The 6450-nt window shown below is 69.6% G+C and carries 5 protein-coding genes; all 5 read left to right on the forward strand.

Going from position 1 to position 6450, the window contains the following annotated elements; translation table 11 throughout:
* Nucleotides 1–90: 90 nt before the first annotated feature.
* The 5 genes from E0W80_RS15515 to paaZ all read left to right on the forward strand — a co-directional run bounded on the left by E0W80_RS15515 (nucleotide 91) and on the right by paaZ (nucleotide 6448).
* Nucleotides 91–1410 carry an MFS transporter gene (locus tag E0W80_RS15515; protein WP_131493805.1) on the forward strand — a complete coding sequence of 440 codons (1320 nt, stop codon included), beginning with the start codon at nucleotides 91–93 and terminating at the stop codon, nucleotides 1408–1410.
* 130 nt (nucleotides 1411–1540) lie between these two features.
* The gene (locus E0W80_RS15520) at nucleotides 1541–2731 is read left to right on the forward strand and encodes an acetyl-CoA C-acyltransferase (RefSeq protein ID WP_131493807.1); all 1191 of its coding nucleotides are present in this window, start codon (nucleotides 1541–1543) and stop codon (nucleotides 2729–2731) included.
* The gene (locus E0W80_RS15525; protein ID WP_205802378.1) at nucleotides 2731–3486 is read left to right on the forward strand and encodes an enoyl-CoA hydratase/isomerase family protein; all 756 of its coding nucleotides are present in this window, start codon (nucleotides 2731–2733) and stop codon (nucleotides 3484–3486) included. Before E0W80_RS15520 ends, E0W80_RS15525 begins: the two co-directional genes overlap by 1 nt.
* Complete coding sequence (locus tag E0W80_RS15530; protein WP_131493808.1) at nucleotides 3483–4349, forward strand: 3-hydroxyacyl-CoA dehydrogenase family protein; 867 nt, start codon at nucleotides 3483–3485, stop codon at nucleotides 4347–4349. Before E0W80_RS15525 ends, E0W80_RS15530 begins: the two co-directional genes overlap by 4 nt.
* Before the next feature lie 14 nt (nucleotides 4350–4363).
* Nucleotides 4364–6448 carry a phenylacetic acid degradation bifunctional protein PaaZ gene (gene paaZ, locus E0W80_RS15535; RefSeq protein WP_131493810.1) on the forward strand — a complete coding sequence of 695 codons (2085 nt, stop codon included), beginning with the start codon at nucleotides 4364–4366 and terminating at the stop codon, nucleotides 6446–6448.
* The last annotated feature ends 2 nt before the right edge of the window (nucleotides 6449–6450 follow it).

Below are 6450 nucleotides of genomic sequence, written 5' to 3' on the forward strand. Positions count from 1 at the left end.
ACGCTCGGCGATTAACTGACCGACCATTCGGTCATGAATGCTCGACGGCACCCGGCCGTCGAACCCGAATCGCAGAACAACGGAGTTCGCATGACGACAGCAGTTTCCGGTCCCACTCAGAAGAGCAGGATGCCCGCCGAAGAACGGCGAGTACTCGCCGGCACCCTCGTCGGGACGTCGATCGAGTGGTACGACTTCTTCATCTACGCGCAGGCCGCGGGGCTGGTGCTCGCTCCCCTCTTCCTCGCCCCCATCGCGGAGTCCAGCCCCGGCTTCGCACAGGTGCTCTCGTTCGCCACGATCGGCATCTCCTTCCTCTTCCGCCCCCTGGGCGCCATCGTCGCGGGGCATCTCGGTGACAAGCTCGGCCGCAAGAAGATGCTCGTCTTCACCCTCATCATGATGGGACTGTCGACCTCGCTGATCGGCGTCCTCCCCACCTACGCGGCGATCGGCGTCGCTGCGCCGATCCTGCTGATCCTGCTCCGCATCCTGCAGGGCTTCTCCGCGGGCGGCGAGTGGGGCGGCGCAGCCCTGATGGCCGTCGAGCACGCTCCGCGCGGACGTCGCGGGCTGTTCGGCGCCTTCCCGCAGATCGGCGTGCCGGTCGGCATGATCCTCGCGACGTTCACGCTGTGGGTGCTCACGAGCTCGATGTCCCCCGAGGCGTTCCTCGAGTGGGGCTGGCGTATCCCGTTCCTGCTGTCGATCGTGTTGATCGGAGTCGGGTACGTCATCCGCCGCGCCGTCGATGAGAGCCCGATCTTCGAAGACCTGGTGCGTCGCCGCAAGGAGGCCTCCGCGCCGCTCGGCCGGCTGTTCCGCCAGAACACGAAGCAGGTCATCCTCACCGCCGTCATCTTCATCGCGAACAATGCCGCCGGCTACCTGCTGATCGCGTTCTTCGCCACCTACGCGGTCACGGCGCTCGGCATGGATCGACCTCCGGTGCTGCTGGCGACGACGCTCGCCTCGTTCGGCTGGCTCGTCTTCACCCTGTGGGGCGGACACCTCTCCGATCGGCTCGGTCGGATCCGCACCTTCCAGATCGGCTACGTGGCGCTCGCTCTGTGGGCGGTGCCGATGTGGTTCCTGATCGACACCGCGAACATCCTCTGGTACTTCGTGGCGCTCTTCGTGATGACGTTCGCGCTCGGCCTCTCCTACGGTCCGCAGGCGGCGCTGTACGCCGAGATGTTCCCGGCGAACGTGCGGTACTCGGGCGTCTCGATCGGGTACGCGCTCGGCGCCATCCTCGGTGGGGCGTTCGCGCCGATGATCGCCGAGGCCCTGTTGAACCAGTTCCAGGCGGCATGGACGATCGGCGTCTACATCGCCGTGGCATCCGTGATCTCGCTCATCGGGGTGTCCTTGGTGAAGGAGACCAAGGGCATCGATCTGTCGGTCTGACCACGGATCGGCCCGCCGGCATCGCGGCGGACTCCGCGCCTGTGCCATAATTACCATACGATCGGTCAGTAATTCACTGGCCGATCGTATGGCACGGCCAGCACCGAGACGACGCAGTCAGGAGATCCGCATGACCGAGGCATTCCTCGTCGGAGGCGCACGCACCCCCGTCGGCCGATACGGAGGCTCCCTCGCTTCCGTCCGCCCCGACGACCTCGCTGCGATCGTCGTCGCGGAAGCCGTGCGTCGGGCGGGCATCGACGCCACCTCGATCGAGATCGACGAGGTGATCCTCGGTGCGGCGAACCAGGCCGGCGAGGACAACCGCAACGTCGCGCGGATGGCGGTGCTGCTCGCCGGACTCCCCGACACGGTCCCCGGCATCACGGTGAACCGGCTGTGCGCCTCGGGGATGTCCGCCGTCACGATGGCCGCGCAGGCGATCCGTGCCGGTGACGCCGACATCATCGTCGCGGGCGGCGTCGAATCCATGACGCGAGCACCCTGGGTGCAGGCCAAGCCGGAGAAGGCATGGGCCAAGCCCGGGGCCGCCTTCGACACCTCGATCGGCTGGCGCTTCCCGAACCCCCGGCTCCAGGCTCGGGACAAGGCGACCTTCACGATGCCCGAGACCGCGGAAGAGGTCGCCCGCGTCGACGGGATCACCCGCGACGAGGCGGATGCCTTCGCTCTGCGCTCCCAGCAGCGCGCCATCGCGGCGATCACCGCGGGCCGCTTCGCCCCCGAGATCGTCGGTGTCCCGGTCGGCACCGCAGAGGTGCTGGTCGACGAAGGCCCGCGCCCCGAGACCACCCTCGACGCACTCGCGCGGCTGCGTCCCGTCGTCGCCGGAGGCACGGTCGTGACCGCCGGCAACTCGAGTGCGCTCAACGACGGCGCCTCGGCGGTGGTGGTGGCGAGCGCCGCCGCGGTCGAACGCTACGGCCTCGTGCCGCGCGCCCGGATCGTCATCGGCACGAGCGCCGGCCTCGCCCCCGAGGTCATGGGCCTGGGCCCGGTCCCGGCGACGCAGAAGGCGCTGCACCGCGCCGGCCTGTCGATCGACGACATCGGCTCGATCGAGCTCAATGAGGCGTTCGCGACGCAGTCGATCGCGTGCATCCGCCGGCTCGGACTCGATGAGGAACGGGTCAACGCAGACGGGGGCGCCATCGCGCTCGGCCATCCGCTCGGTTCGTCCGGCTCGCGGCTGCTCCTCACGCTGCTCGGTCGCATGGAGCGCGACGGTTCTGTGCACGGACTCGCGACGATGTGCGTCGGCGTCGGCCAGGGCGCTGCCGTGATCCTGGAGAAGGTCTGATGCCCGCCGAGATCGACCCCGAGACGCCCCTGCTCATCGAACGCCGCCCCGACCGGGTGATCGCCACGCTGCATCGGCCGCACAAACGGAACGCGATCGACCAGGCGACCATCGATGCGCTGCACCTCCTCTGCGCCGAGCTCGAGGAGACGCCGCGGACCCTGATCCTCACCGGAGCCGACGGCGTCTTCGCCGCAGGTGCCGACATCGCCCAGTTGCGCGAGCGCCGGGCCGCCGACGCGCTGCGCGGCATCAACGCGAACGCCTTCGTGCGCATCGCCGAGCTGCCGATGCCGGTCATCGCGGCGATCGACGGCTACGCCCTGGGCGGCGGCGCCGAACTCGCCTATGCCGCGGACATCCGGATCGCGACGCCCGCCCTCGCGATCGGCAACCCGGAGACGGGTCTCGGCATCATCGCCGCGGCCGGCGCGAGCTGGCGGTTGAAGGAGATCGTCGGCGAGGCCAGGGCCATCGAGCTGCTCCTCACCGGACGCACCGTGAAGGCGGAGGAGGCCCTGCGCATCGGCCTCGTCTCGGCGATCCACGAGAGCGCCGACCTGCTGACCGCGGCCGAGGCGATCGCCGATCGGATCGGCCGCAACGACCCCGCAGCGACCATCGCGACCAAACGCGTGTTCCGCGCTCCCCGCGACCGCCACCCCGCCGTCGACCTGGAAGCCCAGGCCGAGCTCTTCGAGAGCCCGGAGAAGTTCCGACGGATGACCGACTTCCTGGAACGGAGAGACCGATGACCGAGAGCAGCAGCAGCGCTCCCGCCCATGTGGGAGTGCTCGGCGGTGGGCGCATGGGCGCCGGCATCGCCCACGCGTTCCTCCTCGCGGGCTCCCGGGTCACCGTGATCGAGCGCGATGAGATCGCCGCCAACGCCGCCGCCGCGCGCGTGCTCTCGTCCGTGGATGCATCGATCTCCCGCGGCACGGCGCACGAGGCCGGCGACGCCTACCGGGCACGCTTCGAGACCGGGACGGACACTGCGCTGTTCGCTCCCTGCGACCTCGTCGTGGAAGCCGTGCCCGAGGATCTCGCCCTCAAGATCGACGCGCTCACCCGCGTCGAGGCCGCGATCGGCCCCGACGCCGCACTCGCCTCCAACACCTCATCGATCTCGATCGACGAGCTCGCGGCGACACTCGACCGCCCCGAACGCTTCCTCGGCATGCACTTCTTCAATCCGGTGCCGGCCTCGACGCTGGTCGAGATCGTCCGCGGCGCGGCGACCGCTCCCACGCAGGTGGACTCCGCCTGCGGCTGGATTCACGCCCTCGACAAGACCCCGATCGTGGTGACCGATGCCCCCGGCTTCGCGTCGTCGAGACTCGGCGTCGCGATCGGACTCGAGGCGATCCGGATGCTGGAAGAGGGCGTCGCCTCCGCCGAGGACATCGATGCCGCGATGACTCTGGGCTACAAGCATCCGGTCGGTCCGCTGCGCCTGACCGACATCGTCGGGCTCGATGTCCGACTCGGCATCGCCGAGTACCTCGCCGCCCACCTCGGCGAGCGCTTCGAGCCACCGACTCTGCTGCGACGCCTCGTCGCCGAAGGACACCTGGGCCGCAAGAGTGGACGCGGCTTCTACGAATGGGACGCCTGATGAAGGGAACAGACATGACGGAGATCCTCCCCAGCTATCTGCAGGGAGCCTGGTGGACGCCCGGCACCGATACCGACGCGGCCGAGGTGCGCGATGCATCGACCGGCCGGGTCGTCGCCCGCGTCTCGACGGAGGGCATCGACACCGAGGGCGCGCTCACCTATGCCCGCCGGGCAGGACAGGCCTCGCTCGGTGAGCTCACGTTCCATCAGCGCGCCGTGCTCCTCAAGCAGCTCGCCCTCGCCCTCACCGCGCGCAAGGAGGAGCTGTACGAGATCTCGAGCCGCACCGGCGCGACCCGTCAGGACTCGTGGGTCGACATCGACGGCGGGATCGGGGTGTTGTTCGCGTACTCCAGCAAGGGACGCCGGGAGCTTCCGAACGCGAAGGTCTATGTCGACGGCGGCATCGAGAACCTCTCCAAGGACGGCTCGTTCCTCGGTCGGCACATCTACACCCGACTCCCCGGTGTCGCGGTACAGATCAACGCGTTCAACTTCCCGGTCTGGGGGGCGCTGGAGAAGTTCGCCCCCGCCTTCCTCGCGGGCGTGCCGACGGTGGTGAAGCCGGCCACCCCGACCGGGTATCTGGCAGAGGCCATGGTGCGGATCATGGTCGAATCGAAGCTCCTGCCCGAGGGCTCGCTGCAACTCGTCTCCGGCGGCGTCCCCGGACTCTTCGAGGCGCTCCGGCTGGGAGACCTCGTCGCCTTCACCGGGTCCGCATCGACCGCCGAACGGCTGCGCGCCCACGATGCGGTGCAGACCGGCGGCGTGCGCTTCACGAGCGAGACCGACTCGATCAACGCCTCGATCCTGGGGACGGACGCGGTCTCCGGGACGCCCGAGTTCGACGCCTACGTCCGACAGCTCGTGGCCGAGATGACCACGAAGGCCGGTCAGAAGTGCACCGCGATCCGGCGCGCGATCGTGCCGGCCGAAGCTGTCGACGACGTCATCCGCGCCGTGCAGGCCCGCCTTTCGGAGCGCGTCGTCCTCGGCGATCCGCGCGCCGAAGGGGTCACGATGGGACCCCTCGCCTCGACCGCCCAGCGCGACGAGGTGCTGCGCCAGGTGTCGCGCCTGCAGGACGGCGGCGGCGAACTGGTGGTCGGATCGACCGACGCACCGAACGTCCGTCACGACGACGGCAGTGAGGGACCAGCTCCGGACGGCGCATTCGTCGCGCCGATGCTGCTCCGCTTCACCGACCCCGAGAGCGCGGCGGTCAACGAGATCGAAGCGTTCGGCCCGGTCTCGAGCATCCTCGGCTATCGCACCCTCGACGAAGCGAGCGCTCTGGTCGCCCGCGGCGGCGGATCGCTGGTGACGAGTGTGGCGACGCACGACCCCGAGGTCGCTGTCGCCCTGACCACCGGAATGGCCGCCTACAACGGTCGTGTCCTGTTCCTCGACCGCGATGACGCCCGCAGTTCGACGGGTCATGGCTCCCCGCTCCCGAACCTCGTCCACGGAGGGCCGGGGCGGGCCGGCGGCGGCGAGGAGCTCGGGGGAATCCGCGCCGTCCTCCATCACATGCAGCGCACCGCCGTGCAGGGCTCTCCCACCATGATGACGGCCCTGACCGGGGTGTGGCACCAGGGGGCGGACGCGCGCCCGTACCAGGAGAGCGACGGCATCCACCCGTTCCGCAAGTCCCTGGCCGAGCTCAGCATCGGGGACCAGGTCGTGAGCGGTTCGCGCACCGTGACCCTCGACGACATCGAGACGTTCGCGGCCTTCACGGGCGACACCTTCTACGCGCACATGGACGAGACCTCCGCGGCGGCGAACCCGTTCTTCCCCGGTCGTGTCGCCCACGGGTACCTGCTCGTGTCGTGGGCGGCGGGGCTCTTCGTCGATCCGGCACCCGGCCCCGTGCTCGCGAACTCCGGGCTGGAGAACCTGCGCTTCGTGACGCCCGTCTCCCCCGGCGACGAGATCCGTGTCGAGCTCACCGCGAAGCAGATCACCCCGCGCGAGACCGACGAGTACGGCGAGGTGCGCTGGGACTCGGTGCTGAAGAACCAGCGCGAGGAGATCGTCGCCACCTACGACGTGCTCACCCTCGTCGCGAAGCAGCAGGCGGAGGTTGCCTGAGT

The sequence above is a fragment of the Microbacterium sp. PI-1 genome, from assembly GCF_004337555.1.
Lineage (GTDB): Bacteria > Actinomycetota > Actinomycetes > Actinomycetales > Microbacteriaceae > Microbacterium > Microbacterium aurugineum.

Coding starts and splice junctions, on each gene's coding strand:
- paaZ (WP_131493810.1), top strand. CDS start 4,364: ATGACGGAGATCCTCCCCAGCTATCTGCAGGGAGCCTGGTGGACGCCC.
- E0W80_RS15520 (WP_131493807.1), top strand. CDS start 1,541: ATGACCGAGGCATTCCTCGTCGGAGGCGCACGCACCCCCGTCGGCCGA.
- E0W80_RS15515 (WP_131493805.1), top strand. CDS start 91: ATGACGACAGCAGTTTCCGGTCCCACTCAGAAGAGCAGGATGCCCGCC.
- E0W80_RS15530 (WP_131493808.1), top strand. CDS start 3,483: ATGACCGAGAGCAGCAGCAGCGCTCCCGCCCATGTGGGAGTGCTCGGC.
- E0W80_RS15525 (WP_205802378.1), top strand. CDS start 2,731: ATGCCCGCCGAGATCGACCCCGAGACGCCCCTGCTCATCGAACGCCGC.